Source organism: Streptococcus mitis (assembly GCF_946188375.1).
Lineage (GTDB): Bacteria > Bacillota > Bacilli > Lactobacillales > Streptococcaceae > Streptococcus > Streptococcus mitis_CX.
This window is the reverse complement of the sequence record NZ_CAMHUS010000006.1, coordinates 19920-46812: the sequence shown is the minus strand read 5'-3', so window position 1 is coordinate 46812 and position 26893 is coordinate 19920. Positions and strand designations below refer to the sequence as shown.

Sequence of the window (26893 nt, the reverse complement as noted above, 5' to 3'; positions counted from 1 at the left end):
GTTTTTGCTTGAATGGTAAGATTTACAGAGGAAAATCTAAAAAATAGAGAAATTTAGACTTTCGAAATATGCTATAATAAAGAAAATAAAAACAAGAGGTTTATCATGACAAAATTATATGGAAGCTTGGAAGCGGGCGGTACAAAGTTTGTCTGTGCTGTCGGTGATGAAAACTTTAACGTTGTAGAAAAAACACAATTTCCAACAACAACTCCAATCGAAACAATCGATAAAACCATCGAGTTCTTCTCGAAATTCGATAACCTTGCTGGTCTTGCAGTTGGTTCATTTGGTCCGATTGATATTGATAAAAACTCAAAAACTTATGGCTTTATCACGACGACTCCAAAACCAAACTGGGCAAATGTGGACTTGCTTGGTGCCCTTCGTCGCGCCCTAAACGTGCCAATGTACTTCACTACAGACGTAAACAGCTCTGCTTATGGTGAAGTGGTTGCCCGTAACAATGCTGGTGGCCGTATCGAAAACTTGGTTTACTACACAATCGGTACAGGTATCGGTGCAGGTGTTATCCAACGTGGTGAGTTTATCGGAGGTGTGGGTCACCCTGAAATGGGTCACTATTATGTGGCTAGACACCCAATGGATATTGAAAAAGAATTCAACGGTGTTTGTCCTTTCCACAAGGGTTGTTTGGAAGGTTATGCAGCTGGTCCAAGTTTGGAAGCTCGTACAGGTGTTCGTGGGGAAAACATTGAACTCAACAACCCTGTTTGGGATGTTCAAGCCTACTATATCGCTCAAGCTGCGGTTAATGCGACAGTGACTTTCCGCCCAGACGTGATTGTCTTTGGTGGAGGGGTCATGGCTCAACAACACATGCTGGATCGTGTCCGTGAGAAATTTACATCTCTTCTTAATGGCTACCTACCAGTACCTGATGTGCGTGATTACATCGTGACGCCAGCAGTCGCAGGAAATGGTTCTGCTACTCTTGGAAACTTTGTCCTTGCAAAAGAAGTTTCAAAATAAAGCACAAAATCCGCTTGGGAAACCAAACGGATTTTGTGGTTGAAAACAATATTTTTGAGCCTTTCCTTAAGTGATTACGGACGGTAGCGACTTTCTTCGAAATTCCATACCTAAACTTTGAGCCTAATGTCTCAAAGTTTCCGAACACCTGAAACCATTAGATTTTAGGTGTTTCTATCACGGCGAAAAGGCTAGGTAAGTCCTCGCCTCACTATCGAAAAATAGGAATGATTTCCATACCAAAGTATATTTAGTATCAAGCTATAATCAATCTACGCTCTAAAAATCCGCTTGGGAAACCAAACGGATTTTTTACGTGTCAAAGCATTTGCCAGAAAAAGTCGATAATATAGGTCAGACCGTAGGTATAAACCACGAGGGTAAAGGGCTTAGTCAGAATGATGATGGTCATATAGCGCTTGAAGCTCATCTTGGTCAGGGCAGCTAGCATACAGAGAAAGTCAGCTGGACTAATGGGCCAAATCATCATAAAAATAAAGAAACGGTCAAAACGATTGCCCTTATCCAGCCAGCCGATATACTTGTCATAGGTGCGCTTGCTGACGACGGATTGGACAAAGGCAGCTCCATAGAGGCGCACTAGATAAAAGATAATGGCACAGCCAATGACAATGCCGATATAGTTGTAGATAGTCCCGATGATGTGGCCGTAGATAAAGACACCAGCCACCGAGGTCAAGGCTCCTGGAATGATAGGGACGACAGTTTGTAAAATCTGTAAAAAGATAAAGAGGGGTGGACCCCAGATACCTGCCTGCTGGATAAAAGCAGAGAGGGTTTCTTTAGACTGTAAAACCCCAGCCTGATAAGCCCAAATACAGAAAATCAAACTTCCAACTCCACCGACAATCGATGAGATATTGATAACTCGCTGCAGAAGGGGAGACACAGCTTTCATTTGTTTATCCTGTGACATGTAAACTCCTCATAGATAGTATAACTCTACTATACCATATTTTGGAGGAGAAAGGGGGAATGATTGCTTTTACAATGGGAAGAGTGATGGAATTTGAGGATAAACATGCTATAATAAAGGGAGCAGATAAGTAGCAAAGGAGAGAGTATGATGCAGGTAAAACCAGAACTGGAGATAGAAAAACAACTGATCAACCAACTGGTGACTGGGGAAAGTCAATGGACTTACAGAGATGACCTTAAAACAGAAGAGCAATTATGGGAAAACTTCTTTGAAAAGCTAGCCCAGAACAATGTGGCTCTATTGGCAGATCATCCCCTGACAGAACAGGAAAAACGCCAGATAAAGAATCAACTGAACTTTGTTAGCTACTATGATGCGGCCAAGTGGTTGGTCGGCGAAAATGGCATTGCCAAGGTTGAGGTTCAGAGAGAAGATGCTAGTTTGGGGACTATTCGTTTATCTGTCATTTGGCGAGACAATATCGCAGCTGGTAAGTCTAGTTATGAGGTTGTCAACCAAGTCGAGAGAGATAAGATAAATCCTCAGGATCAAGATCGCAGGCTAGATGTGACTCTCTTGATCAATGGCCTTCCTATGATTCAAATTGATCTTAAAAGTCCCCGAGTTGCTTTTTTAGATGCCTTTCATCAAATCAAGAAGTATGATAGAGAAGGAAAGTTCCGTGGCATCTACTCTAGCTTACAGATGTTTGTTGTGACCAATAAGGTAGATACTCGCTATATTGCTGCAGCTAGGGAAAATAAACTCAACAAGCAATTTCTAACCAAGTGGGTGGATAAGGACAACCAACCTATAACGAGCTTGACCAGTTTTGCCCACGAAGTCCTTTCCATCCCTCGTGCCCACCAGATGGTCATGCAGTATTCTGTCCTTGATGATAGTAAGAAGGCTCTCATCCTCCTGCGTCCCTACCAGATCCATGCTATTGAGGCTGTTCAGGAAGCCTCTCGCCAGCAAGCATCAGGCTATGTTTGGCATACGACAGGTTCAGGGAAGACTTTGACCTCCTATAAGGTAGCTCGGAATCTCCTCCAGATTCCTTCCATCCAAAAGACGATTTTTGTCGTTGACCGTAGGGACTTGGATCAACAGACCACTTCATCTTTTCTCTCCTATGCGACCAATGATGTCATTGATATTGATGAGACGGATAATACCCATGATTTGGTCAAGCGACTAGGAAGCAATGATAAGCGTGTGGTGGTAACGACCATCCAGAAAATTACCACCATGATGCGTAAGTTTGAACAAGGTCTTTACCAAAGAGATGCGGACAAAATCAAGGGTCTCCGAGTGGCCTTTGTCGTGGATGAATGCCACCGTGCCGTAACACCTCAAACACAAAAAGACATTAAGGCCTTTTTCCCACAGTCTCTCTGGTATGGTTTTACAGGCACACCTATCTTTAAGGAAAATAAACGCCAGCAAGTCGGCGATCTAGCCCAAACCACCCAGCAACAGTACGGTGACCGTCTCCATGAGTATACAGTCAAGGAAGCCATCCATGACGGAGCAGTTTTAGGCTTTAAGGTGGATTATCGCAATACCCTCATCACGGATAAATCCGAAAATGACATACCAGATATTGTCTATGAGAATGAGGAGCATATGCTGGAAGTCTTGGATGCCATTATCAATAAATCCCGTCAACAACTAGGCTTCCAAAAGGGAGTAGGTAAGACCTACAATGCCATCCTGACTGTCAAGTCAATCCCTCAAGCCCAAGCCTACTATGACCTCCTCAAACGAGTCAAGGCTGGGGAGACGAGAGTCAAGGTATCGGAGAGGGTCAAGCAGGTCCTTCCAGACTTTCCAAAGGCGACCATCACCTACTCTATTACGGAGAATGAAGAAGAGTCAAGAGCCAATCAAGACCACATGAAGCAAGTCTTAGAGGACTACAACCAAGAGTTTGATACCCACTTTACCATGGCGGATCTTCGTGGCTTTAATACGGATGTCAATAACCGTCTAGCTCGAAAGCAGGACAAATACCTCTATCGCAATGAGCAGTTGGACTTGGTTATCGTGGTCAATCGTCTTTTAACGGGATTTGATGCCCCTTGTCTATCAACTCTTTTTATCGACCGAAAACCCATGCAACCGCAGGACTTGATCCAAGCCTTTAGCCGAACAAATCGGATCTTTGACAACAGTAAGACCTATGGTCATATCATCACCTTCCAAAAGCCTCTAGCCTTTAAGGAAGCAGTGGATAATGCCCTCAAGCTCTACTCAAATGGTGGTGAAAACGAGGTTCTAGCCCCTAGTTGGGAAGAGGAAAAGAGAAACTTTTTGAGGAGTTGTAGTGATTTCCAAAATCTTGCTACTGATGACTATGTGAATGGTCTAGATTTTGAGCAAGTCTCTACGCCTGAGTTGAGGAAACTAGCTAAAACCTATCAAGCTCTTGATAAGTACCTAGCCTCTATCCGAGTGTATAAAGAGTATGATGAGGAAGAAGTTTACAGTCAGACGGGACTTGATGGAGAGAAGTTGGAAAGGTATCTGGGTCTTTATCGAAATGTCCTTGCAGAATTAAAAAGTCGAGTAGAGGATGATGACGATGGAGAGCCACTTGATATCCACTATGAACTGGAGTCTATCCAAGTGGACGAAATCAACTATGCCTATATCCTAACCTTGATCCAAAGCCTGATTGAACAAGGTCAAAGTCAAGAAAAGCACCTAAGCTCTCAAGATAAGGAAGCCGTGGATAACTATATTCAGAGTCTTGAGAAGACCAATCCAAATCTTGCCCAGATCATCACTGAACTGTGGAGAGAGGTACAAGAGCATCCAGAAAACTATCGTGGTCAGTCTATCGCAAATATCTTGGATCAGATGATAGAGGTTGTCATCCAGCAACATATCCAAGTCTTTAGCAAACGTTGGTATGTCGGAGAGGATGAACTCCGTTACTATGTCGAACACTACCGTAAGGGAGCTAAAAAACAACTAGGAGAAAGCCAGTTGACCAAGAGCCAGCGCTATCAGGACTATAAGCTAGAGGTGGCAGATGCCCTCAATCCTCTCCTCTATAAAAAACAAATCAAGGAAGCCTATACCCAGCTAGTAGAGGAAGTCATTGAGCCGTTGAGGGTTGGGAGATAGTCCTTCTAGACTTAGAATAGGCCTACTTCCTAAAGTTTACATGTATTCTAAGCCTCGAATGATTGCAATTACATAAATTTACAAGTATTCTACGTTTCGAATTGCTTATCTACAAAAGTTTTGAGGTCTTCTAGATTTCGAATAGTCATCTTTCCTAAAGTTTAAATGTATTCTAAAGCTAGAAAAGTTAAAATCTAAAAATAGTAAGAGTCTCTATCTGATGGACGGAGTTTATTTCCAGTCAGATAGGGATTTTTTAATTTGGAAAAGTCTGATTTGTCCTGAAAAGTACCTTTTAGATGGAAATAATGACAGTTGAGAAGATGAAGGGCAAAATGTTTTGGGAAACTGTTAGAATGGATGTATCAACTTAAAGGAGAAAAATTAATGAAGAAAGTTAGAGATGATGAGGAGAGTCTACTATGGTCACTTCCTGTATTTGGCATTGTATTGTTAGTCTGTATTTTGTTTCAAGTCTTTGAAGTAAAGGATAATTCGATGTTAATAGAACACAGGGGAGGGAGTGTTGTAAAATCTGTTCCAAGAGAACCTCATCTTGCAGATCTACTCTCCTCTTGGTTTGATAGAGAAGATAATAAATGATTCGTTAAATAGAAAGGATATCATCATGACAAAAACATACGCTATTCGCCCGCTTAGTTACAGCAATTTTACCAACCGTGAGTTTGAAAGCTTGATGATGGATTCTCATCAAAGTTTGGCCACTTTTTCTAAGGCAAACAAGGATGAAGCTATGTATTCCAAACATTTGGAACCCTTCAAGACCAAGCTGGATGATTTTCAAGCTCAACTTGCAGCGGTGGAGACGAAAGAGTCTAGCAATCTAACAGAAGTCGATCGCAATCGAGATAGTGCCTTGGTCGGTCTCTTTACCCTTCATAGAGGATTTGCTAAGATTAAGGATGCCAAGCTCAAAGAAGCTCATGAGACTCTGAAACCAGTCTTTGCCAAGTATAAGGACATCACTAAGCACAGCAATGATGTGGAAACGGCAGAAATCAAGAGCCTCCTCAAAACGCTTAGTGAAACACCCTATCATGAGGCAGTTACCAGTCTAGGACTGACCCCTATGCTGACGGCTGTGGTCAATGCTCAAGAGGAATATGACCAAGTAGAGAGTAAGGCGCGTGCTTCTAAGTCTGCCAAGGAAGTTGGCAAGACCAGACAACTCCGTACTGAACTTTCGACTAGCTACGACCTCTTTATGCGCTATACCGCAGCCAGTGCAGAAGCCTATCCTGAAAAGGAACACTTGACTCAACTCCTCAAGGAACTCAATAGCATCCGAGATAGCAAGCGCCGTCTTATCACGAGTAGCAAGAAAGATAAAAAGACCAAACCAGCAGAACCAGCCCAAGCAGCAGGATAAAGACAGCCCCTTAGAAGCGGATTTCTAAGGGGGATTTTTGTGGTTTCGTGGTATAATTTTAGTATAGTTTAACAAGAGTATCTCATAGAAAAATGTCAAAATTATGATTTATCAGTTATTTAAAATGAGAATAACTTTTTTTCAGTATGATGCAATTTATGGAAAATAAACTGGTATATTGAAAAGATACTCGGTATAATAAACTTTACAATGGTATAGGGAAGTTCAAATGAAACAAATAAAAATAAGATTTAAGGAATTTATTAATGATTGGTCATATACAAGATTAAAAGAAGTCAAAGATGTTCGAGATGGGACTCACTCATCTCCAAAATATATTGACAATGGCTATCCTTTAGTAACTTCAAAAAATTTATCAGATTCTGGACTAGATCTAAATGATGTATCATTAATTTCTGAGTCAGATTATAATGAGATTAATAAACGTTCAAAAGTAGAAGTAGGAGATATTCTACTTGGACTTATTGGTACAATAGGAAAGCCAGTTTTAGTTGAAACAGATGGATTTGCTATAAAAAATGTAGGATTGATAAAAAATGGTGGACAGATACAAAATCAATTTTTATTGCAATATCTAAAAACGAATTTATTCAATAAATATATTCAAATTGAAATGGCAGGGAATACTCAAAAATTTTTGGGGTTAGAAACGCTTCGTAATACTAAAATTCCAGTTCCTAGTCCAGCCGAACAAACCGCCATAGGCTCTCTTTTCCGCATCCTTGACGTCCTTCTGTCTAGCTACATGGATAATCTCACCAACTACCAATTTCTCAAGGCGACCATGCTCTCCAAGATGTTTCCCAAAGTTGGACAGACAGTCCCTGAGATACGTTTGGAAGGATTTAAAGGTGAGTGGGAAAAATCTAAATTAAAAGATATCGCTCATCGTGTTCAGGGTAATGATGGAAGAATGGATTTGCCAACTTTAACAATTTCTGCCTCAGGCGGTTGGATGAATCAAATTGATCGATTTTCTGCTAATATTGCTGGAAAAGAACAAAAGAATTATACTCTGTTAAAAAAAGGAGAACTATCATATAACCATGGTAATTCAAAATTAGCAAAATATGGAGTTGTTTTTGAATTACAGGATTATGAAGAAGCACTTGTTCCAAAGGTTTATCATAGTTTTAGAGTTAATCAATTAGCCGATGCAAAGTTTATTGAAATTATGTTTTCAACAAAAATTCCAGATCGGGAATTAGGGAAACTCATTTCATCGGGGGCTAGAATGGATGGATTGTTAAATATTAGTTTTGATGATTTTATGAATATTGCAATTATTATTCCAACTATTAAAGAACAACAAGCCATAGGCTCCTATTTCTCAAACCTTGATAACCTCATCAACTCTCATCAAGAAAAAATTACTCAGCTTGAGACTCTAAAAAAGAAACTCTTGCAGGATATGTTTATTTAAGGAGGAATTATGTATAGTTCTAAAACAGATTTGATTGAAAAGTTAGAATTTGAAAAGGAAAGGTTTCAGGATAACTTGAGTCAGATAGCTGATTATGAAAAAGATTTATATAGCCGAGTAGATAATTATCTATCTGAACTTATTTCTTTTATAAATGACGAGCTAAATGAAGAAGTTTTGTCTAATGATGTAACTGTAAGGTACAAAACATTACGTGATAATTTGTTAGACAGCATCTACAAATGTTTTGGTGGTGATATTTATTCGTATGATTCTATATTTCCTCAAATTATATATAATTTCAAAGTAATTAAACTTTTCTCTTTCATTGCTAAGATAGATTCTACGACTGTTATTATAGGGGCTAATGGAGCAGGGAAAACTAGTCTTATTAATGAATTACGGAAGAACAGTATAGATGAGATGTATGTCTTACCTGCTCAAAAACTATTGTATTTTGTGTCTAATACCCACAATCGTAATGGAATTACTAAAGAAAAATATATTCAAGATTTGAAAGAGGTGAATATTAAATATGACACGATTGAAATACAGACTCACCAGATTGAAGATGATTTTTCGGGCACTTTTACTAAATTGATAACACTGTGGGTAAAAGATTTTGCAAAAGTAATGACTGATAATGCTAGGGGAGTAGGAGAGGTGTCCGTTGCTTTATTGGACAGAGTGGAGCAAATATGGAATCAAATTTTCCCAGAAATAACATTTTATCCTGAATCTGATGATAGAGTTTTAGAAGTTGTAAGAAATGGAGATAAATATAGTATAAATGGCCTTAGCGATGGGGAACGCTGTGTATTATTTTATATTGGTAACGTTCTTCTTGCTCCAGAAAATAGCTATATTGTGGTTGATGAACCAGAAACATTTCTAAATGGCGCAGTCTATAATGAATTATGGGATTTGCTAATATCAGAACGTCCTGACTGTCAATTCATTTTTGCTTCACATAACATGGACTTTGTTCAATCAAGAACTAATGCAACCTATATATGGTGTAATAAATTTGAAGCACCTTATGACTTCGATTATGAACAATTGGAAGAATCTCAAGAATTTCCTTTATCCATATTAGCAGAAGTTTCTGGTACAAGGAAACCAATACTATTTTGTGAGGGAACTAAAACTAGTATAGACTATCAGATTTATTCTAAACTATTCAGTGAATTTTGTTTTGTAAAACCAGTTCAAGGACATAAACAGGTCATCCATCATACAAAAGCCTATAATGATTTACAACTTTTACATGGTAATACGGCATACGGTATTATAGACAATGACTGGATGAATGAAAGTAGTATTCAAGAGCAAAAAGAACAGAATATTTTTGTTCTTCCATTTAACGAAGTAGAGATGATGCTTGTTGATGAAGCAGTTGTGAAGTCATGCTTACCATTTGACGATGATAAAGAAAAACAACGAAAATTTGAAAATTTTCAACGAAGTATCATTGAATCTTGTGAAGAAAAGAAAGATAAAATAATAAGTATTGCCTTGAAAAAAAGACTTGATGAATTTATGGAAGGTAACTGTATTCAAAATAATAAACCTAGTAAAGAGGATGTTGAAGAATTTTTTAAAAGTTTAGTAGATGAATTTAATGTATCTTCAACGGTTGATAATATAACTTCTATCGTTGAAGCAAGTTTAGATACATCTGATTTTTCAAGGATACTAAAGATTTGTAACTTAAAAAATGAAATAATTAATCATAGAGGAAACACGAAAATAGTTCCAAACTTTAAAGATAAAGCTTTAAAACGTATTGCATTGGATAATGATTTGCAGAAAAAATTACGGCATAAATATTTTGAAGAATTGGAAGCAAAACTATTGAACCATTAAATTAATTTTTGATATTTTGAATTAAGTAAAAAGAAAGAAACATTATGGAAACAACACAAACTTCCCAGTCGCTCTACCAAGCCCTGTGGAACTCAGCGGATGTTCTCCGCTCTAAGATGGATGCCAATGACTACAAGTCCTATCTTTTGGGTATGGTCTTTTATAAGTATCTGTCAGACAAGATGCTCTTTTTCGTGGCGGAGACTATGGAGGAGGGGAGTGAGAGTCTAGAGGCTGCCCTTGAGGTCTATCGTAACTACTATGAGGATGCGGACACCCACGAGGATCTTCTTGCAGTTATGAAGGACGAACTCAACTATAGTATCAAGCCTGAGTTGACCTTTACGGCTCTTGTAGCACGTGTCAATGAGGGAACTTTCCAGCTGGAAGATTTGGCTCAGGGTTTTCGTGATATCGAGCAGAGTGATGAACTCTATGAAAACCTCTTTGAAGATATTGACCTCTATTCCAAAAAGCTAGGGGCAACTCCGCAAAAGCAAAACCAAACGGTGGCGGCAGTCATGAAGGAGTTGGCTGTGCTAGATGTGGCTGGTCATGCTGGTGATATGTTGGGGGACGCTTATGAGTATCTGATTGGTCAGTTTGCGACTGATTCGGGTAAGAAAGCTGGTGAGTTCTATACACCTCAGCCTGTTGCCAAGCTCATGACTCAGATTGCCTTTTTGGGTCGTGAGGACCAGCTAGGCTTTACCCTCTATGATGCGACTATGGGGTCTGGCTCTCTCTTGCTCAATGCTAAGAAATACTCTCATAAACCGCAGACAGTGGTCTACTTTGGTCAGGAACTCAATACTTCGACCTATAACTTGGCTCGGATGAACATGATTCTACACGGTGTTCCTGTTGAGAATCAATTTCTCCACAATGCCGATACACTGGATGAAGACTGGCCGACTCAAGAACCGACTAACTTTGATGGTGTTCTCATGAACCCTCCTTACTCTGCTAAGTGGTCAGCAAGTTCTGGCTTTATGGCGGATCCTCGTTTCTCTCCTTTTGGGAAACTGGCGCCCCAGTCCAAGGCTGATTTTGCTTTTCTTCTGCATGGATATTACCACCTCAAGCAGGATCATGGAGTTATGGCTATCGTCCTTCCCCACGGTGTTCTTTTCCGTGGAAATGCGGAAGGGACCATTCGTAAGGCCTTGTTAGAAGAAGGTGCCATTGATACAGTTATCGGTCTTCCAGCCAATATCTTCTTTAACACCAGCATTCCGACCACAGTCATCATTCTCAAAAAGAACCGTACCAGCCGTGATGTTTACTTTATCGATGCCTCTAAGGAGTTTGATAAGGGGAAAAACCAGAATATCATGACAGATGCTCATATCGAGAAGATTTTAGAGGCCTACAAGTCTCGTGAGGAGATTGACAAGTTTGCCCATCTCGCAAGCTATGAAGAAATCGTCGAAAATGACTATAACCTCAATATCCCTCGCTATGTAGATACCTTTGAGGAAGAAGAAGTCGAACCACTGACAGATATCGTCAGCAAGATTAACATGACAAATGAAGCAATCCAAAACCAAACAGCTTCCCTACTCGAAATGCTCGGTCAACTCCACGGAACCACACCAGAAGCTGATGACGAGCTTAAAAAGTTTTTGAAAGAGTTTGAAGGGTGATGAGAGTAATTGATTCGCTCATATTCCGCTCGTTTTTAAGATACAACTTTGTTTCCATATTTTCGGGGAGCTAGTAGAAAGTAAGGAGAAATATGGGAAATAACAACCAACGTGCCCTTTGCCAACAACTCTGGGCGAGAAACAAATACCTCGTTTTGAGCCATTCCAGCAATTTTTACAATGAGATTCGCCAATACTTGAAGAATGAAGAGGTGGAGGTGAGTCAGGTTCAAGAGATGATTGACCGCGCCTGCCAGATTCCAGAACACAGGGGTCAGGTTTGCAATGCCTTTCAGCATATTTGGGGCTATTTTAAAAAGAAAGCGACAGATGCTGAGCGCAAGGACTATATGCTCTTGCTGGATCGCTACCGATTTGGTCAGGCTTCCAAGGAAGATGTGATTTCTAAAACCCGAGATTTGCTTGATCGCTATCCAAATACCTACTTGCAACATTCGACTTTACTGAAAGGAGATTGTCATGAGACTTTGGCATGAGGATTTGATTTCACAACTTCCCCGTCCTCAACTCTTGGGACAGCATCGAGAGTGCTGTGCCCTCCGTGGCAATGGCTGGAGCAGAAAGCATGCGACGGTTGACTATGTCTTTACCCACTCGCCCTATCGTCTCTATGACTATCATCGCTTAATCATGGAGGAGATGGCTAATCGAGGCTACAAGGTTAGTCCAGAGTGGCTGAACAAGAACTACCGAGGTAAGACCTGCCCTCCTTATCAAGACTTAGCAGAGGAAAAGCTGAAAAGTCCTATATACAGCGAACATGATGCTGCCTACTATAAGGAGTGTCTGGACAATCTCCGAGAGAAGGGGATCAACCTATAGTCTTTTCTAATAGCAAGCCATAGTCACTGATGAAAATCGTCAATAGCTCGTTTGAGCATTCCAACTAAAATACAGCCACCAAACAAGCAATACAAAGGATTTGAGACACAGATCTCAAGTCTTTTTCTTTTGTTTAAAACAGTGATATAGTTTCAAACTATATCAAAGCCTAATTATTTACAATTATACAGACAGTTTCTTTTCTGTTAAGATAGTTTCAACAACAAATTTTGGAGGACACATCATGTCAACTACGATCATCGGTTTCCCTCGTTTGGGCGAATTCCGCGAATTAAAATTTACAACTGAAAAATACTTTAGAAAAGAAATCTCAGAAGAAGAACTCCTTGCCGCAGCAAAAGAATTGCGTGCTAAACACTGGAACATTGTCAAAGAAAAAGGCATCACTGAAATCCCATCAAATGACTTTTCTCACTATGACAACTTCCTAGATGCAGCTTTCCTCTTCAACGTGGTACCTGCTTCCGTTCAAAACTTGGAATTGTCTGATCTTGAACGCTACTTTGCTTTGGGACGTGGTTACCAAGGAGAAAAAGGGGACGTGCGTGCCCTTCCGATGAAGAAATGGTTTAACACCAACTACCACTACATCGTTCCTAAATTTGAAAAAGACACTCAAGTAAAATTGGCTGGTCACAAGATTTTTGATGAGTTCCAAGAAGCAAAAGAACTTGGTCTCAACACTCGTCCAGTCCTTGTAGGTCCGTTCACTTTCCTTCAATTGTCAGATTTTGAAGACGGTGTGAAAGCAGAAGACTTCGTAGATAGCTTAGTAGCTGCTTACCAAGAGGTCTTTGCTAAATTGGCTGAGCTTGGTGCGACTCGTATCCAATTGGACGAAGCAGCTCTTGTCAAAGATTTGACAGCTGAAGAAAAAGCCCTCTTCTTGAACCTCTACAACAAGCTTTTGGCTGACAAGAAAGGTCTTGAAGTCTTGCTTCAAACTTACTTCGGTGACGTTCGTGACGTCTACGCTGACCTTGTGAACTTGCCAGTAGATGCCATTGGTTTGGACTTCGTTGAAGGTAAGAAAACTCTTGAACTCGTTAAAGGTGGCTTCCCAGCTGACAAGACTCTCTATGCAGGTATTGTCAATGGTAAGAACATCTGGCGTAACAACTATGAAAAGAGCTTGGCGATTCTTGAACAAATCCCAGCTGAAAACATCGTTTTGACTAGCTCATGCTCACTTCTTCATGTGCCATTTACAACAGCTAACGAAGAATTTGAACCAGCTATCTTGAACCACTTTGCTTTTGCAGTTGAAAAATTGGATGAGATTCGTGATTTGGATGCTATCCGCAATGGTCAAGGTGCAGAAGCTCTTGCAGCTAACAAAGAACTCTTTGCGACTGAGCGTGTGGGTGAAAATGCAGAACTTCGTGCGCGCATCGCTGGATTGACAGACGCTGACTACACTCGTTTGCCAGCCTTTGCAGAACGTGAAGCTATCCAAGAAGAAGCTTTCAAACTTCCAGCTCTTCCAACAACAACTATCGGTTCATTCCCTCAAACTAAAGAAGTTCGTGCTAAACGTTTGGCTTACCGTAAAGGTGAATTGTCTCAAGAAGAGTACGATGCTTTCCTTGCTGAAACGATTGATGAATGGATCAAATGGCAAGAAGATATCGACTTTGATGTCCTTGTTCACGGTGAATTTGAGCGTAATGACATGGTTGAGTACTTCGGTCAAAACTTGTCAGGTTACCTCTTCTCTAAAAATGGTTGGGTACAATCATACGGTATGCGTGGGGTGAAACCACCAATCATCTGGGGTGATGTCACTCGTCTTAACCCTATCACTGTTAAATGGTCTAGCTATGCACAAAGCCGTACAAACAAACCTGTTAAAGGTATGTTGACTGGACCTGTTACCATCCTCAACTGGTCATTCCCACGTGAAGACATCTCTATCAAGGATTCTACTCTTCAAATCGCCCTTGCTATCAAGGATGAAGTGCTTGACCTTGAAGCTGCTGGTGTGAAAATCATCCAAATCGATGAGGCTGCTCTTCGTGAAAAATTGCCACTCCGTCGTAGCGACTGGTACGAAGACTACCTTGACTGGGCAATTCCTGCCTTCCGCTTGGTACATTCAACAGTAGCGCCAGATACACAAATCCACACTCACATGTGTTACTCAGAATTTACAGATATCATCCCAGCTATTGACAACATGGATGCAGATGTTATTTCCTTTGAAGCTAGCCGTTCAAACCTTGAAATCTTGGACGAACTCAAAGCGAAAAACTTCCAAACAGAAGTGGGACCTGGGGTTTACGATATCCACTCACCTCGTGTGCCAAATGAAGGCGAAATCGACAATACAATCGAAGCCATCCTTGCTAAAGTGCCAAGCAAGAAAGTTTGGATCAACCCTGACTGTGGTTTGAAAACACGTGGTATTCCAGAAACAAAAGAAAGCTTGATTCGCCTTGTTGAAGCAGCTAAAGCTGCGCGTGAGAAATTGTAAGATAGGATTTCTCAAGAAGCGCTGTTTGGTAAATCTGCCTGTTTCACTTGGATTCTAGGAATCCAGCTAACGAAAAAAATCAACTAGAAAAGGATAATGACTATGTCACGCCAAACACCGTCACTCTCATTTGAAGTGTTCCCTCCAAACCCAGCAGTGGGTAATGATAACATTATTTCTGCTCTTCAAGATATGCAGGAGTTGGCCCCTCACTTTATCAGTGTAACTGCCAGCAATAATAAATTTAATATCAAGGAAACAACGGTTCGTTTGGCTGACTTTATCCAAAATGACTTGGCGATTCCGACCATTGCCCACTTGCCAGCTATCTATTTGACTAAGGACAAGGTTGCTGAAACCATTGCTGACTTGGACAAGGTTGGAGTGCAGAAAATCTTGGCTCTTCGTGGGGATATTATTCCTGATGTGGAACCACAAAAGGATTTCCGCTACGCAACTGACTTAATCGAGTTCATCAAGGAACAAGCCCCTCACTTTGATATTGTTGGTGCTTGTTATCCAGAAGGTCATCCAGATTCACCAAATCAGATTTCAGATATTCAAAATCTTAAGAAGAAAGTAGATGCAGGCTGTTCGAGCCTTGTAACCCAGCTTTTCTTTGACAATGAGCGCTTCTATGATTTCCAAGACAAATGTACTTTGGCTGGGATTGATATTCCCATTCATGCAGGGATTATGCCAATTCTGAATCGAAATCAGGCTCTCCGTCTCTTGAAGACTTGTGAGAATATCCATCTTCCACGCAAATTTAAAGCCATCTTAGACAAGTATGAGCATGACCCTGAGTCGCTCAGAGCAGCAGGACTTGCCTATGCCGTGGACCAAATCGTGGACTTGGTAACTCAGGATGTTGCCGGTGTGCATCTCTACACCATGAACAATGCTGAAACAGCAAAATACATTCATCAAGCAACCCATGCCTTGTTTAATCATCAGTCTCTAGGATAATAAAAAGCAAACCATTCTTCTCAGCTGAGGGGAATGGTTCCTTTTTAATGGTAAAGACCGCACTTTTTAAGAAAAATATGATAAAATAGACTCTGTACGTACTTGATACAAAGATGAGGGTATTAAATAATACAATGCATTTAAACTGAAACTCTTAGATGTTTTAGCATCAAACCTTTCTAATGATTTGTATCTTGAAAACTGAACCCGGCCGAAAAGCTGTGTAAAAAAGATAAACTGTCTTGTCTTCATCGAAGACTTCGTCAGTTTCCTATTTTTACTTTGCTTTTGACGTCCTTGGTATCTTGATCTTTGTAGGCAAGGCGTATAATTTCATCAATCCAAAGGGGATTAAAATGACAAAACAAGTTTTTCAAACGACTTTTGCGGGTCGTGAGTTAATTGTAGAGACTGGTCAGGTTGCTAAGCAAGCAAATGGCTCTGTTGTCGTGCGTTACGGTGAGTCAACTGTCTTGACTGCGGCCGTTATGTCTAAGAAGATGGCAACTGGAGATTTCTTCCCACTTCAAGTCAACTACGAAGAAAAAATGTATGCAGCTGGGAAGTTTCCTGGTGGCTTTATGAAACGTGAAGGACGTCCTTCAACGGATGCGACTTTGACAGCGCGTTTGATTGACCGTCCAATCCGACCAATGTTTGCGGAAGGTTTCCGTAATGAAGTACAAGTCATCAACACCGTGCTTTCTTATGATGAAAATGCTTCTGCACCAATGGCAGCTATGTTTGGTTCATCTTTAGCGCTTTCTATCTCAGACATTCCATTTGACGGACCAATCGCTGGGGTGCAAGTGGGCTATGTGGATGGTCAAATCATCATCAACCCTACGCAAGAACAAGTAGAGCAATCTCTCCTTGAGTTGACAGTAGCTGGTACCAAGTACGCCATTAACATGGTAGAGTCAGGTGCTAAAGAATTGTCAGAAGAAATCATGCTGGAAGCTCTCCTTAAAGGGCATGAAGCAGTCGAAGAATTGATTGCCTTCCAAGAAGAAATCGTTGCAGCTGTTGGTAAGGAAAAAGCAGAAGTAGAATTGCTTCATGTGGATGCTGACTTGCAAGCTGAAATTATCGCAGCCTACAACAGCGACCTCCAAAAGGCAGTTCAAGTAGAAGAAAAATTGGCTCGTGAAGCTGCAACTCAAGCAGTTAAGGACCAAGTTATTTCCGTTTACGAAGAAAAATATGCGGACCATGAAGAATTTGACCGTATCATGCGAGATGTGGCTGAAATCTTGGAACAAATGGAACACGCTGAAGTGCGCCGTTTGATCACAGAAGATAAGGTACGTCCTGACGGTCGTAAGGTTGATGAAATCCGTCCTTTGGATGCGGTTGTTGACTTCCTTCCTCGTGTGCACGGCTCTGGTCTCTTCACTCGTGGACAAACTCAGGCCCTTTCAGTCTTGACTTTGGCCCCAATGGGAGAAACTCAAATCATCGATGGTTTGGATCCAGAGTACAAGAAACGCTTTATGCACCATTATAACTTCCCACAATACTCTGTAGGGGAAACTGGTCGTTACGGTGCGCCAGGTCGTCGTGAAATCGGTCACGGTGCTCTCGGTGAGCGTGCCCTTGCTCAAGTCTTGCCAAGCTTGGAGGAATTTCCATACGCTATCCGTTTGGTAGCAGAAGTCTTGGAATCAAATGGTTCTTCATCTCAAGCTTCTATCTGTGCGGGAACGCTTGCCCTTATGGCTGGTGGTGTGCCAATCAAGGCGCCAGTAGCTGGTATTGCCATGGGACTTATCTCAGATGGAAACAACTATACGGTCTTGACAGATATCCAAGGTTTGGAAGACCACTTTGGAGACATGGACTTCAAGGTTGCAGGAACTCGTGACGGGATTACAGCCCTACAAATGGATATCAAGATTCAAGGGATTACTGCAGAAATCTTGACTGAGGCTCTTGCCCAAGCCAAGAAAGCCCGTTTTGAAATCCTTGATGTGATTGAAGCAACCATTCCAGAAGTTCGTCCAGAATTGGCTCCAACTGCTCCAAAAATTGATACGATCAAGATTGATGTGGATAAAATCAAGATTGTCATCGGTAAGGGTGGAGAAACCATCGACAAGATTATCGCCGAAACAGGTGTTAAGATTGATATCGATGAAGAAGGAAATGTGTCTATCTACTCTAGCGACCAAGATGCTATTAACCGTGCTAAAGAAATTATTGCTGGTTTGGTCCGTGAAGCTAAGGTGGACGAAGTTTACCGTGCTAAAGTCGTTCGTATCGAGAAATTTGGTGCCTTTGTCAACCTCTTTGATAAGACAGATGCCCTTGTTCATATCTCGGAGATGGCTTGGACACGTACCAATAATGTCGAAGACTTAGTAGCAATCGGGGATGAAGTTGATGTTAAGGTTATCAAGATTGATGAAAAAGGACGTGTGGATGCTTCTATGAAAGCTCTTCTTCCTCGTCCTCCAAAACTTGAACGTGATGAAAAAGGCGAAAAGTCTGAGAGACCTCACCGCCCACGTCATCATAAGGATCACAAACCTAAGAAAGAATTTACAGAAACACCAAAAGATTCAGAATAAGAAAAGGAGAAATGTATGGGATGGTGGCGCGAAACCATTGATATCGTAAAAGAAAATGATCCAGCGGCCCGCACCACTTTGGAGGTTTTGCTGACTTATCCAGGTGTCAAGGCCTTGGCGGCCCACCGTCTCTCGCATTTTCTCTGGAAGCATGGCTTTAAACTCTTGGCGCGTATGCACAGCCAGTTTTGGCGCTTTTGGACTCAAATTGAGATTCATCCAGGTGCCCAGATTGATTCAGGTGTCTTTATCGACCATGGCTCTGGTTTGGTGATTGGGGAGACAGCTATTGTTGAAAAAGGTGTTCTCCTTTATCACGGAGTGACTCTTGGGGGAACAGGGAAAGACTGTGGCAAACGCCATCCAACCGTGCGAAAGGGAGCTTTAATATCCGCTCATGCTCAAGTCATTGGACCTGTGGAAATCGGTGAAAATGCCAAGGTCGGTGCTGCAGCAGTTGTCGTAGCAGATGTACCTAGTGATGTGACGGTTGTCGGTATTCCTGCTAAGATTGTCCGAGTCCATGGACAGAAGGATGAACCGACGATCCACGAAGTCGAAGAAAAACGAGAGTACTACGTCAATAAACTCGAGCAGGCTAAAGAAGCCAGTCACAGATCGTCTGGGTTGTAGAGGATACCTATATGATTCAAGCAAGAAACAAGTTAAGCCAAGAGGAGCTATCTGAGGCGAAAAAAATAATTAACTGTTGCCAAAACTATGACAGTACCTATCGTGATCCCTATCTCTCTAACATGCTTAATTTTGACCCAAACATGCCCGCCTTTTTCCTTTATTATGAAAAAGGCGAACTTGTTGGTTTATTAACTGTCTATGCAGATGACCAAGATGTGGAAGTGACGATACTGGTTCATCCAGATCATCGCCGTCAGGGAATTGCGCGGGCTTTGTATAGAAGTTTTGAGAAAGAAACGGCATCTTATCCAATTGAGTCTGTAACTTTTCAGACAGAGCGTGTTTTTCTAGACCGCCATCCTGATTTTGTTAGCAACTGGGGATTGGTCGAGGATGAAGAGACAGAAACTTGGTTAGGTAAGGATAGAAAACCTTATCCGTTAGCAAATGTTTCCAATCTTGAAGTTTTGTTAGCAGATAGTTCGTATCAAAATCAAATTAGTCAGTTAAAATTTCAGGCATTTTCAAAGGAACATGAATCTAGAGAAGTTGCGGATAGATATGTCGCTGAAGCTCTGAAAGATCCAGAAAGCCGCCTATATATTTTGTTAAAAAACGGTGAGGTCATTGGAACTTGCACGGTAGATTTATCGACTAATACGAATTACTTCTACGGTTTAGCAATATCGGAACCTGAACGTGGGAAAGGCTATGGAAGCTACTTAGCAAAATCCCTCGTTAACCAATTGATTGAGCAAAATGACAAGGAATTTCAGATTGCAGTGGAAGATAGCAATGTAGGTGCCAAGCGCTTGTATGAAAAAATTGGCTTTATCAAACAGACTCAGGTGGTTTATCTGAATGAGAAAGGAGCAAGGGATTCCGAAGTGTAGAGAGATTCGGACTGAAATTCAATTGAACTCTTAGTGATGAAACTAATTGTTCTTGGATTTTGGATTTCCTGACTATGATTTATGATTAAAATCTACGACACCATGTCTCGTGTTTTGCGAGAATTTGTCCCGATTGAGGACGGCAAGGTCAAGATGTATGTTTGTGGGCCAACGGTGTACAACTATATTCACGTGGGGAATGCCCGTTCAACGGTGGCTTTTGATACCATTCGTCGCTATTTTGAGTATCGTGGTTATGAGGTTGCCTATATTTCCAATTTTACGGATGTGGATGATAAGATTATCAACCGTGCCAAGGAAGAAGGTATCACGCCTCAGGAGGTTGCGGACAAGTACATCGCTGCCTTTCGTGAGGATGTGACGGCCTTGGGCGTCAAACCTGCGACTCGCCATCCGCGTGTAGTGGAGTTTATGGCTGACATCATCCGCTTTGTGGAAGACTTGATTGGAAAAGGCTTTGCCTACGAGAGTCAAGGAGATGTCTATTTCCGTGTGGAAAAATCCCACAACTATGCTAAGTTAGCCAATAAAACCTTGGAAGACTTGGAGCTAGGTGCTTCAGGTCGTACCGATGAAGAAACGGCTCGTAAGGAAAATCCTGTAGACTTTGCCCTCTGGAAATCTGCCAAATCAGGCGAGATTTCTTGGGACAGTCCTTGGGGATCTGGTCGTCCGGGCTGGCACATCGAGTGTTCGGTCATGTCAACAGAGATTTTGGGCGATACCATTGATATCCACGGTGGTGGAGCCGACTTAGAGTTTCCACATCACACCAATGAAATTGCCCAGTCAGAAGCCAAAACAGGCAAGACCTTTGCCAACTACTGGATGCACAATGGCTTTGTCAATATCGACAATGTCAAGATGTCCAAGTCCTTGGGCAACTTTATTACCGTACATGATGCCCTTAAAACCCTCGATGGGCAAGTACTTCGTTTCTTCTTTGCGACTCAACATTACCGTAAGCCTATCAACTTTACGGAAAAGGCAGTGCGTGATGCAGAGACTAATCTCAAGTATCTGAAAAACACCTATGAGCAACCATTTACTGGAACTGTAGATGCTCAAGAGTTACAAGCCTTTAAAGATAAGTTTGTAGCAGCTATGGATGAGGATTTCAACGCTGCTAATGGTATCACAGTTGTCTTTGAAATGGCCAAGTGGATTAACTCTGGCAATTATGATGCAAGTGTTAAGGAAGCTCTTGCGGATATGTTAGAAGTCTTTGGAATTGTCTTTATTGAGGAAGTTTTGGATGCAGATATTGAAGACTTGATCCAAAAACGCCAAGAAGCGCGTGCCAATCGTGACTTTGCGACAGCGGACCAGATCCGTGACCAATTGGCTACTCAAGGAATTAAGCTCCTTGACACCAAAGATGGAGTGAGGTGGACACGTGATTGATGTCAATCTCATTAACGGGATTGCGCTAGCCTTTGAAGGAGATGCGGTGTATTCTATGTATATTCGTCGTCACCTCATCCTCAAAGGCATGACCAAACCCAATAAACTCCACCAAGAAGCGACCAAGTATGTGTCGGCTAAAGCTCAGGCTCGCCTGATTTCTCTTATGTTGGAGGAGCATGTCCTGACGGAAAAAGAAGAAGAAATCTACAAACGTGGTCGCAATACCAATAGCCACACCAAGGCCAAAAATGCTGATGTGGTAACTTACCGTATGTCCACAGGTTTTGAAGCAGTCATGGGCTATCTCCATATGACTGAAAATCTGGAACGTCTTGAGAGCTTGATTTCCTGGTGTATCCAAAAAGTGGAGGGCTAGGGCATGATGGCAAAAGAACTACAAGACTGGTTTCCTGAAGCTCAGATTTCAGACCAACCAGTAGAGAAAGAGGGCTTTCTCACTCTCCCTTTAGCTTCTCACCAGTGGATTTTGCTGGAGGAAGCTAGTCTTAGCGAACGTGAAAAACAACTGGTGGCTCTCTTAACCAAACAGGAGCAAACTATTTCGCTCAATCCTTGGTATCCCTATCTGATTGAGGGGAAGGGACAGGCGCCGAAAACTTTTAAAAAGATTCAGTTGGTTTATTGTCATCTTTCCTATTTTCAACAGGAAAATCTGGCCTCTTGGCTGGATATGATGCGGACTCTTTTTCCCAACTGTCAGACGGTGCTTCAGGTCGGAGCTCAGGATTATGTTTTCGTGCTTCAACAAGATAAATATTCCTCTGTACGAGCTATTTTAAGTGATACAATTGAAGCGGTTGAGTATGACTTTGGACTTCGTCTGTCTATTATGTTAGGCCAGGTTTGGTCTCAGACAGGACATCAAGCCCTATCCGACTTGATCAAAGCGGAGCGGGATTTGTTCAAGACTTGGTGGCGTCAGGGTCATCAAGGTGTTCACACCTTTTCACAACTCTATCTTTGGAGTATGGGGGAAAGGATTGTGGACCTGAGGGTCATTAAAGAATGCCTGCACCAGATGATTTTGGACCAGGATCAGATTCAGGAAATCGTTCTCTCCCTTTGGGAAAACAGTGCCGTTCTGACTAAAACAGCCCAGCAACTCTATCTGCACCGCAATTCTCTCCAATACAAGATTGATAAATGGGAAGAATTGACAGGGCTACAGTTGAAAGAATTGACTGACCTGACCTTGTGTTATCAGTTGATTTTACCAGATATTCTCTAAAGTTTTGTGCAAGTTGCACAGAACTTTTTTATTTTTTTGGTCACCTTGCCATAGAAATGTAAAGCGTTTTCATCTATAATAAAACTATCAAAAGACAAAAGGAGTTCACCTCATGGTAGAATTGAATCTTAAAAATATTTACAAAAAATATCCAAACAGCGAACACTACTCAGTTGAAGACTTCAACTTGGACATCAAAGACAAAGAGTTTATCGTTTTCGTAGGTCCTTCAGGATGTGGTAAATCAACAACTCTTCGTATGATTGCTGGTCTTGAAGACATCACAGAAGGTACTGCATCTATCGATGGCGTGGTTGTCAACGACGTAGCTCCAAAAGACCGTGACATCGCCATGGTATTCCAAAACTACGCTCTTTACCCACACATGACTGTTTATGACAACATGGCTTTCGGTTTAAAATTGCGTAAATACAGCAAGGAAGACATCGATAAACGTGTGCAAGAAGCAGCTGCAATCCTCGGTTTGAAAGAATTCTTGGATCGTAAACCAGCTGACCTTTCAGGTGGTCAACGTCAACGTGTTGCCATGGGTCGTGCCATCGTCCGTGATGCAAAAGTATTCTTGATGGACGAACCTTTGTCAAACTTGGATGCAAAACTTCGTGTATCTATGCGTGCTGAAATCGCTAAAATCCACCGTCGTATCGGAGCTACAACTATCTACGTAACTCACGACCAAACAGAAGCGATGACACTTGCAGACCGTATCGTTATCATGTCAGCAACTAAGAACCCTGCTGGTACAGGTACTATCGGACGTGTAGAACAAATCGGTACTCCTCAAGAAGTTTACAAAAACCCAGTTAACAAATTCGTAGCAGGATTCATCGGAAGCCCAGCTATGAACTTCATCAATGTGAAATTGGTTGGTAGCGAAATTATTTCAGACGGTTTCCGTTTGAAAGTTCCAGAAGGAGCATTGAAAGTTCTTCGTGAAAAAGGCTACGAAGGTAAAGAATTGATCTTCGGTATCCGTCCAGAAGATGTGAATGCAGAACCTGCTTTCCTTGAAACATTCCCAGAATCAGTTGTCAAAGCTACTATCTCTGTATCAGAATTGCTTGGTTCAGAATCTCACCTTTACTGCCAAGTTGGTAAAGATGAATTTGTTGCCAAAGTTGACGCTCGTGACTACTTGCAAACAGGCGCAACAGTTGAGCTTGGATTTGACTTGAACAAAGCACACTTCTTCGATGTAGAAACTGAAAAAACAGTTTACTAAGATAAATAAAACTCAAAACACTGCTAGAAATCTGGCAGTGTTTTTTGCGATTGAGTTGAAAAACTCTCCAATTTAACTGGAGAGTGGCTGTTTATTCTGCAGCTTGTTGCCAACGTTTTGCTAGCATATGAGATAGGCTCGAAATTGCTAGGTTGAAGCTGAAGTAGATGAGGGCAATCAGGATATACAGACTGAAGACCTGCTCTGGTTCGAAATAACGGCCCATGAGAATTTGGCTGGCTCCAAAGAGTTCTTGTAGGGCGATAACAGAGTAGAGGAGGCTGGTATCCTTAATCACGGTTACAAACTGAGAAATAATGGCTGGCAGCATTTTACGGATTGCTTGTGGGAGAATGATGTGGTAAAGGATTTGGGTTGATGTAAATCCTTGTGACATTCCTGCTTCGTACTGCCCCTTGTCCACGGCATTGAGACCGCCTCGGATAATCTCAGCCAAGGCTGCTGAGGTAAAGAGGGTAAAGGCAGTGATTCCTGCTGGAGTGGACTTCATCTTGAAAACCAAAAAGATAGTAAAAATCCAGAGGAGGTTGGGAACGTTACGCACAAACTCGATATAAATGCTGGAAATAATGCGCAAGATAGGATTTTTCCCATTTCTCATGACTGCTAGAACTGTACCGATAAGTGTAGCGAGGACGATGGCAATCAGAGAAATGTAGAGGGTCAAGCCAAATCCTTTAAAGATAAAGACTAGGTTATCTGGGGTCAAAACTTCTAAAATGGATTCCATAGTAACCTCCTAAAGTGAATAGGCTTTTTTGTTGGCTTGCTCCATCTTGCGACCAAACTGGGCAACAGGGAAGCAAAGAGAAAAGTAGAGCAGGGCAGCACCTAGAAAGGCTGGAATGTAGTTTCCGTTAAGTGCCGACCAAGACTTGGTCACAAACATCAAGTCCACTCCAGAGATGATAGCGACTGTAGAGGTGTTTTTGATGAGGTTGACGATTTGGTTGGTCAAAGGAGGGAGAATGATACGAAAGGCCTGAGGCAAGATAATCAAGCGCATAGCACTGATATAAGTAAAACCTTGCGACAAGGCGGCTTCCATTTGACCGCTAGGAATAGACTGAATGCCTGAGCGAATAACCTCGGCGATATAGGCGCCGTGATAGAGTCCCACGCAGAGAACAGCCGTCCAATAAATCGGAATCATGATGATATGGTCACTGATAAGTGGTAGACCATAAAAAACGATAACAAACTGCACCAAGAGGGGAGTGTTTTGATAAAATTCCACAAAGATGCGAGCTAAAATGCGTAAAATGGGACGTTTGCTGGTTGACATAGCTCCAAAGAAGATGCCCAAAACCATGGCGAGGATAAAGGATCCAATTGCTAGGGCAAGGGTGAAGAGGAAACCATTGAAAAATTGGCCAAAATCTTGAAAATAGGCTGTCCAAGATGATAAATCTGTCATAGGGTGTCCTCCTTAATCTGCAGTATGGCTAGATGGTTTAAGTTTGTAACGGTCATAGAGTTTCTGCAAACTACCATCCTTGCTCCATTTAGTGACCAAGTTATCAAGATAGTTGTTGAGCTCGGTATTCGATTTCTTGGTAACGATACCGTAGTCAGATGGCTTGAAACTATCATTTAGTAGTTCTGTGCGTTTGCTGATATAGCCAGATAGAATAGATCGGTCAACGGAAAAGGCATCAATACGGTGAGCGTGTAGGGAAGTGATCAATTCTGGGTAGGAACCAAGTTCGACGAATTTAAAGGTTAGACCTTTCTTTTTACCAAGTTCAGTAATCAGGCGTTGAGTAATGGAGCCTTGGGCAACTCCGATGGTTTTGCCGTTTAGGTCTTCAATACTTTTGATTTTGGCAGACTTATTGACCAAAAAGCCAGATGCGTCCGTGTAGTAGGGGCTGGTAAAGTTGTAGAGTTTTTTGCGTTCGTCTGTGATGGTAAAGGTCGCGATATCCATGTCAACTTGTTCATTGTCTAGGAGCGGTCCACGAGTTTGCGCGGTAACAGGAACATAGCGAACCTTGACCTTGAGCTCATCTGCAACCATCTTGGCCAAGTCAGTTTCGATACCAGAATAGGTCCCTGTCTTGGAATCCTTATAGCCAAAGTTGGGAACGTCTTGTTTGACACCGACAACTAGCTCGCCTCTTTTTTGAATATCTGCGACGCTTGTATCGGCCTGAACTGGTTTTGCAGCAGCAAGGCCGAAAAGGCTAATCAATAATGCTGATAAAAAGAATTTCTTTTTCATAAGCGCCTCCTTATTTGACTTTGTCACTTTCGTGGTTGATGATTTTGCTGAGGAATTGTTGGGCACGTGGTTCGCTTGGGTTATCGAAAAAGTCATCGACATCTGTCGTATCCACCAAAACTTCCCCGTCAGCCATAAAGATGATGCGGTCCGCAACTTCACGGGCAAAGCCCATTTCATGGGTAACGACAATCATATTCATACCATCGTGGGCTAATTTTTGCATAACTGCTAGAACATCGCCGATGGTTTCAGGATCAAGAGCAGATGTTGGTTCATCAAAGAGGAGAAGTTCCGGATGCATGGCGAGTCCACGAGCAATGGCGATTCGTTGTTTTTGTCCACCGGATAGCATGGCTGGATAAGAATCTTTCTTGTCCCACATATTTACAAATTCCAGATATTTTTGGGCTGTCTTTTCAGCTTCTTTTTTATCAATTCCTAGAACTTTTATGGGTGCAAGTGTTACGTTTTCTAACACTGTTTTGTGTGGGTAGAGGTTGAAATGCTGGAAAACCATACCGACTTCCTTGCGAAGCGGTACTAAATCTTTCTGGCTGGCACCAGCAACTTGGTGACCATTGACTAGAAGACTTCCTTTGTCGACAGCCTCTAAACCATTGATGGTGCGGATAAGAGTTGACTTCCCGGAACCAGAAGGGCCAAGGAGGACAACAACTTGTCCTTTTTCAAAACGGAGATTGATGTCGCGGAGTGCGTGGTAGTCTCCGTAATATTTTTCGACGTGTTCAAATTCTACTAAAGCCATAAGGAATCTCCTTTGTGTTAGATTTTATAACATGATTCTACACCAAAAGATTTGTCTTGTCAAATCATATCAGAAAAAAGTTAGTAAAATTTTTGTAGAAAGCAATCAGGATAGAGAAAAAGCCTAAATCATGTTATAAT

At 41.7% G+C, this 26893-nt stretch carries 23 protein-coding genes; 18 read left to right on the top strand and 5 right to left on the bottom strand.

All coding sequences use genetic code 11. The annotated features are described in order from the left end of the window. Positions 1-105: 105 nt before the first annotated feature. Complete coding sequence (gene scrK, locus N8M16_RS06675) at positions 106-993, top strand: fructokinase ScrK (protein WP_000164316.1); 888 nt, start codon at positions 106-108, stop codon at positions 991-993. 319 nt (positions 994-1312) lie between these two features. Here scrK and N8M16_RS06670 read toward each other — a convergent pair whose 3' ends face one another. Beyond that, positions 1313-1930, bottom strand: a complete 618-nt coding sequence (locus N8M16_RS06670) for a TVP38/TMEM64 family protein (RefSeq protein WP_000076189.1) — start codon at positions 1928-1930, stop codon at positions 1313-1315. A 147-nt stretch (positions 1931-2077) separates the two neighbouring features. Between N8M16_RS06670 and N8M16_RS06665 the strand changes: the two genes are divergently transcribed. The 17 genes from N8M16_RS06665 (at position 2078) to N8M16_RS06585 (ending at position 23739) form a co-directional block, all read left to right on the top strand. Further along, positions 2078-5068, top strand: a complete 2991-nt coding sequence (locus tag N8M16_RS06665) for a type I restriction endonuclease subunit R (protein ID WP_261069862.1) — start codon at positions 2078-2080, stop codon at positions 5066-5068. A 387-nt stretch (positions 5069-5455) separates the two neighbouring features. Beyond that, the gene (locus tag N8M16_RS06660; RefSeq protein ID WP_084929833.1) at positions 5456-5671 is read left to right on the top strand and encodes a hypothetical protein; all 216 of its coding nucleotides are present in this window, start codon (positions 5456-5458) and stop codon (positions 5669-5671) included. Between the two features lie 25 nt (positions 5672-5696). Beyond that, entirely contained in the window at positions 5697-6458 is a 762-nt protein-coding gene (locus N8M16_RS06655; protein WP_192855463.1) for a DUF6261 family protein, read from the top strand. 229 nt (positions 6459-6687) lie between these two features. Beyond that, the gene (locus tag N8M16_RS06650) at positions 6688-7902 is read left to right on the top strand and encodes a restriction endonuclease subunit S (protein ID WP_084929832.1); all 1215 of its coding nucleotides are present in this window, start codon (positions 6688-6690) and stop codon (positions 7900-7902) included. Between the two features lie 9 nt (positions 7903-7911). Beyond that, positions 7912-9768 (top strand): DUF4435 domain-containing protein, encoded by a 1857-nt coding sequence (locus tag N8M16_RS06645; RefSeq protein WP_084929831.1) that lies wholly within the window; start codon positions 7912-7914, stop codon positions 9766-9768. A gap of 44 nt (positions 9769-9812) precedes the next feature. Further along, complete coding sequence (locus N8M16_RS06640) at positions 9813-11414, top strand: type I restriction-modification system subunit M (RefSeq protein ID WP_261069861.1); 1602 nt, start codon at positions 9813-9815, stop codon at positions 11412-11414. Positions 11415-11506: 92 nt separating this feature from the next. Next, positions 11507-11911 (top strand): YbgA family protein, encoded by a 405-nt coding sequence (locus tag N8M16_RS06635; RefSeq protein ID WP_261069860.1) that lies wholly within the window; start codon positions 11507-11509, stop codon positions 11909-11911. Next, complete coding sequence (locus N8M16_RS06630) at positions 11895-12257, top strand: TIGR02328 family protein (RefSeq protein WP_261069859.1); 363 nt, start codon at positions 11895-11897, stop codon at positions 12255-12257. Before N8M16_RS06635 ends, N8M16_RS06630 begins: the two co-directional genes overlap by 17 nt. Positions 12258-12501: 244 nt before the next feature. Then, a complete protein-coding gene (metE, locus tag N8M16_RS06625; RefSeq protein ID WP_261069858.1) occupies positions 12502-14751 on the top strand; it encodes a 5-methyltetrahydropteroyltriglutamate--homocysteine S-methyltransferase in 2250 nt (749 codons plus the stop codon). A gap of 102 nt (positions 14752-14853) precedes the next feature. Beyond that, positions 14854-15720, top strand: coding sequence for a methylenetetrahydrofolate reductase [NAD(P)H] (gene metF / locus N8M16_RS06620; RefSeq protein ID WP_261009098.1), 867 nt, complete (start codon positions 14854-14856; stop codon positions 15718-15720). A 356-nt stretch (positions 15721-16076) separates the two neighbouring features. After that, complete coding sequence (pnp, locus tag N8M16_RS06615; protein ID WP_261069857.1) at positions 16077-18290, top strand: polyribonucleotide nucleotidyltransferase; 2214 nt, start codon at positions 16077-16079, stop codon at positions 18288-18290. Between the two features lie 15 nt (positions 18291-18305). After that, positions 18306-18923 carry a serine O-acetyltransferase gene (gene cysE, locus N8M16_RS06610; protein ID WP_078237869.1) on the top strand — a complete coding sequence of 206 codons (618 nt, stop codon included), beginning with the start codon at positions 18306-18308 and terminating at the stop codon, positions 18921-18923. Positions 18924-18934: 11 nt separating this feature from the next. Then, positions 18935-19819 carry a GNAT family N-acetyltransferase gene (locus tag N8M16_RS06605; protein WP_261069856.1) on the top strand — a complete coding sequence of 295 codons (885 nt, stop codon included), beginning with the start codon at positions 18935-18937 and terminating at the stop codon, positions 19817-19819. Between the two features lie 81 nt (positions 19820-19900). Further along, complete coding sequence (gene cysS / locus N8M16_RS06600; RefSeq protein WP_261069855.1) at positions 19901-21244, top strand: cysteine--tRNA ligase; 1344 nt, start codon at positions 19901-19903, stop codon at positions 21242-21244. Further along, a complete protein-coding gene (locus N8M16_RS06595; RefSeq protein WP_045612146.1) occupies positions 21237-21623 on the top strand; it encodes a Mini-ribonuclease 3 in 387 nt (128 codons plus the stop codon). The genes cysS and N8M16_RS06595 overlap by 8 nt, the downstream gene beginning before the upstream one ends. 3 nt (positions 21624-21626) lie before the next feature. Beyond that, positions 21627-22496: a helix-turn-helix domain-containing protein gene (locus tag N8M16_RS06590; protein ID WP_261069854.1), complete on the top strand. Its 870-nt coding sequence runs from the start codon at positions 21627-21629 to the stop codon at positions 22494-22496. 112 nt (positions 22497-22608) lie between these two features. Continuing rightward, positions 22609-23739 carry an ABC transporter ATP-binding protein gene (locus N8M16_RS06585; protein ID WP_033686510.1) on the top strand — a complete coding sequence of 377 codons (1131 nt, stop codon included), beginning with the start codon at positions 22609-22611 and terminating at the stop codon, positions 23737-23739. Positions 23740-23830: 91 nt separating this feature from the next. Here N8M16_RS06585 and N8M16_RS06580 read toward each other — a convergent pair whose 3' ends face one another. The 4 genes from N8M16_RS06580 to N8M16_RS06565 are packed head-to-tail and all read right to left on the bottom strand — an operon-like array spanning position 23831 to position 26753. After that, positions 23831-24490 (bottom strand): amino acid ABC transporter permease, encoded by a 660-nt coding sequence (locus tag N8M16_RS06580; protein WP_261069853.1) that lies wholly within the window; start codon positions 24488-24490, stop codon positions 23831-23833. 9 nt (positions 24491-24499) lie between these two features. Continuing rightward, positions 24500-25177, bottom strand: coding sequence for an amino acid ABC transporter permease (locus N8M16_RS06575; RefSeq protein ID WP_000131137.1), 678 nt, complete (start codon positions 25175-25177; stop codon positions 24500-24502). A 12-nt stretch (positions 25178-25189) separates the two neighbouring features. Then, on the bottom strand, positions 25190-25984 hold the full coding sequence (locus N8M16_RS06570; RefSeq protein WP_080713149.1) for a transporter substrate-binding domain-containing protein: 795 nt from the start codon (positions 25982-25984) through the stop codon (positions 25190-25192). A 10-nt stretch (positions 25985-25994) separates the two neighbouring features. Then, positions 25995-26753, bottom strand: a complete 759-nt coding sequence (locus N8M16_RS06565; RefSeq protein WP_001229569.1) for an amino acid ABC transporter ATP-binding protein — start codon at positions 26751-26753, stop codon at positions 25995-25997. Positions 26754-26893 lie beyond the last annotated feature (140 nt).